Origin of the sequence: Sandarakinorhabdus sp. (assembly GCF_040398645.1) — a bacterium.
In the GTDB taxonomy this organism is placed as follows: Bacteria; Pseudomonadota; Alphaproteobacteria; order Sphingomonadales; family Sphingomonadaceae; genus Sandarakinorhabdus.
In genome coordinates, this window is the sequence record NZ_JBBATR010000010.1 from 54,227 (window position 1) to 57,730 (window position 3,504).

General features: G+C 63.6%; 3 protein-coding genes. All 3 read right to left on the reverse strand.

The window, feature by feature from the left end; genetic code table 11:
• Positions 1 to 104 precede the first annotated feature (104 nt).
• The gene (locus tag ABWP50_RS04125; protein ID WP_353216725.1) at positions 105 to 884 is read right to left on the reverse strand and encodes an SDR family NAD(P)-dependent oxidoreductase; all 780 of its coding nucleotides are present in this window, start codon (positions 882 to 884) and stop codon (positions 105 to 107) included.
• Positions 885 to 957: 73 nt separating this feature from the next.
• On the reverse strand, positions 958 to 1,842 hold the full coding sequence (locus ABWP50_RS04130; RefSeq protein WP_353216726.1) for a DMT family transporter: 885 nt from the start codon (positions 1,840 to 1,842) through the stop codon (positions 958 to 960).
• Positions 1,843 to 2,085: 243 nt separating this feature from the next.
• Positions 2,086 to 3,504, reverse strand: a complete 1,419-nt coding sequence (gene dnaA, locus ABWP50_RS04135) for a chromosomal replication initiator protein DnaA (protein WP_353216727.1) — start codon at positions 3,502 to 3,504, stop codon at positions 2,086 to 2,088.

The window sequence follows — 3,504 nt, forward strand, 5'->3', positions numbered from 1 at the left end:
GTCGGACGAGTCAAAAAGGGCGGGGAATGCCCCGCCCTTTTCGCTCGCCGTCCGATCTTGCCGGAGTCGGCAAATAGCTGCGCTATTTGCGCGCCCAGCTGCGATTACCGCGGTGCCATCCTGATCCCGCCATCCAACCGCACATCCTCGCCGTTGAAATAGGAGTTCCGGCACATTTCCACCGCCAGCGACGCATATTCCTCCGGACCGCCCAGACGCTTGGGAAAGAGCACAGTCGCTGCCAACGCGGCCTTCACATTGTCCGGCGCACCCTGCAGCAACGGCGTGTTGAAAATGCCGGGCAGGATGGTGTTGACCCGGATGCCTTCGCTGGAAAGATCGCGGGCAATCGGCAGGGTCATGCCGACAACGCCGCCCTTGGACGCCGAATAGGCAGCCTGGCCGATCTGGCCGTCTTCGGCGGCAACGCTGGCGGTGTTGACGATGGCGCCGCGCTCACCATTTTCCATCGGCGGCAGGCTCATCATGCCGGCAGCCGATTTGGCGATGCAGCGGAAGGTGCCGACCAGATTGATCTGGATGATGCGATCAAAGGCATCGATCGGGAAATGCTTGATGCTGCCATCTTCCTTGGAGCGGCTGGCGGTCTTGATGGCATTGCCGGTGCCGGCGCAGCAGATCAGGATCCGCTCTTGGCCCACCGCAGCGCGCGCTTTGACAAAGCCGGCATCAACCGATGCATCGTCGGTGACGTTGACGTTGCAGAACACGCCGCCGACTTCCGCGGCGATGGCTTCGCCCTTTTCGGCGTTCATGTCGAATATCGCCACCTTGACGCCGTGGCTGGCCAGAAGCCGCGCCGTCGCTGCGCCCAGCCCCGAAGCGCCGCCTGTCACCACTGCCGACAATCCATCCAACTGCATCACGCTCTCCCCATGTTATTTTTGCCGGACTGTTATGAGCAGCCGGACGCGCCGGTGCAACCTTTTCAAAGCGTCAGCCCGAACTTGTTTCCGAACCCAGTTGCTGCCGGCGCAGCTGCGCCTCGCGCACCGCCAGATAGATGGTCGAGCCCAAAATCAAGCCGCCGCCCGCCAGCGTGAACAGATCATAGGTTTCGCCAAACAGCAGGATCCCCGCCGCCGTGATCAACCCGAACCGCACGAAATCCAACGGCAGCACCGCCGACGCTTCGGACAGCGCAAAGGCCCTTGTCAAGCTGAGCTGCCCGATGGCCGCCGCGGCGCCAATGCCGGCCAGCAGCGGCCAGATGCCGGGCGGCGGCGGTGTCCACACCCACAGCGCCGCAGCGAGGCTGGGCGGGGTCGTCAGGATGAAGGTCCAGGCTGCCACGGCGCGGCTGTCATCGGTGGCGGTCAGGCTGCGCATGGCGACAATCGAATAGCCGGTGGCCACCGCCGCCACGATCGCCGCGATGATGCCGGGGCTGAACGGCACCGCGCCCGGCCGCAGCACCAGCAGCATGCCGACAAAGCCCACCGCCAGCGCCGCCACCCGCCGGGCGCGCACCCGTTCGCCGAGCATCAGCACCGCGCCGATGGTGCCAAACAGCGGCGCCGTGTAATTGATGGCAATCACATCAGCCAGCGGCGCATTGGCGACCGCATAAAATGTGCCCATGGTGGCGATAAATCCCGAGGTCGCGCGGCCGAGATGGATGCGCATGCGGTCAAGCCGGATCAGGCCCGGCGCAGCCAGCAACATCGGCATCAGGAACAGCAAACCGAACGCGTTGCGGAAAAACACGATTTCAACACTGTGCATGCCGCGCGCAGCATAGCGGATCATCACCCACAGCGACGCAAACGCCGCGCAGGAGAGGATAAACCAGAACGGCCCGGAGCGAAGCAAGCGTTGCACATCGCCGGGGTTAGGCGCTTGGCGCGGCGCTGGCCAGCCTTGGCGGTGGGATCACGCAAAACCGTGTTGAGCGAGGTTCAAGTAGAAAAAACGGCCTCCGGCGGGCAGGGCTGAGCCCTGCACCACGTCCGTTTTGGTTCGGTCCAAACCTCTGAAATATCGGGCCGAACCAACAAACGGGTGCAGGGGTCACCCCTGCCCGCCGGAGGCTTTAACGTTCTTTCTACGCTATGCGCCCCGGGTTCAGCCGTCCAGCAGCCGAGCCAAGATGGCGACATCGCTGTCGATCTCCCGGTCCAGCCCGCGCAATTCGGTGATTTTTTTCACGGCGTGCATCACCGTGGTGTGATCGCGATTGCCAAAGCGCCGGCCGATTTCGGGCAGGGAGCGCGGTGTCAGCTTCTTGGCCAGATACATGGCGATCTGGCGCGGCCGCGCGACATCGCGTGAGCGGCGTTCGGACAGCAGCTCCGCCATTTTCAGGCCGTAATAGTCGGCAACCTTGCGCTGGATATCATCGATGGTCAGCTTTTTTTCATGGGCGCGCAGCAGATCGGCCAGGGTTTCGCGGGTGAATTCAAGTGTGATCGGCTTGCCAACCAGCAGCGCAAACGCCGTGACACGGTTGAGCGCACCTTCCAGTTCGCGCACATTGGCGGTGATCTTGCGGGCCAGAAATTCGATGACATCGTCTGGCACCTGCGCGCGGTTGGCCAGGCTGCTGACCTTGGCGTGCAGGATATTGAGCCGCAGTTCGTAATCGGCCGGATTGATATCGGCCACCAGCCCCCATGCCATGCGCGACAGGATGCGATCCTGAATGCCTTCGAGGTTTTGCGGTGAGCGATCGGCAGTGATCACCAGGCGTTTTCCAGCGCCGATGATCTCGTTCATGGTGTGGAAAAATTCTTCCTGCGTGGATTCCTTGCCGGCGATGAACTGAACATCGTCGATCATCAGCAGATCAACCGACCGCAGCCGCTGCTTGAAGCTGATCGTGTCCTTGGCGCGCATCGCGGCCAGAAATTCGACCATGAATTTTTCAGCCGACAGATAGGCCACCCGGGCGTCCGGCTGGCGGGCCAGATAGGCGTTGCCGATGGCGTGCATCAAGTGGGTTTTGCCCAGCCCGGTGGTGCCGTGCAAAAACAGCGGATTGAAGCCCGGCGCGCCAGGCTCGGCCATCGCATGAGCGGCATTGTAGGCCAGCTCGTTGGATTTGCCGACCACGAAACTGTCAAAATTATAGCGGGCATCCACGGGCAGCGACTGGCGCGGGCCGGCTTGCTGCGATGCCAGCGCGGCCTGGGCCGGCCTGGCAGCAGCAATGGCCGCAGCGCAGCTGGTTTCGACCAGCACGCGGCGCACGGCCGGCAGCACCGCGGCCCAATGCCGACGCAGCAAATCGGCATAATGGCTGGTCACCCAATCGGCTGCAAAGGCGGTCGGCGCGGCCAACCGCACCGTATCGCCATCCGCCGCCTGCAAGGTGAGCGGCCCCAACCAGGCATCGAAGCTGTGATCGCCTGCATCCTGCCGCAGGGCGATACGCACGCGGCCCCACTGCTCGCGCGCTGCCAGATCGGGCGCAGCCGCCGCAAGACCGTAGGCAGCCGGTTCACGCGCCGCGCCGTCGATGCCTGGCATGACTGATGCTTGCAT

Coding starts and splice junctions, on each gene's coding strand:
- ABWP50_RS04125 (WP_353216725.1), bottom strand. CDS start 884: ATGCAGTTGGATGGATTGTCGGCAGTGGTGACAGGCGGCGCTTCGGGG.
- dnaA (WP_353216727.1), bottom strand. CDS start 3,504: ATGCAAGCATCAGTCATGCCAGGCATCGACGGCGCGGCGCGTGAACCG.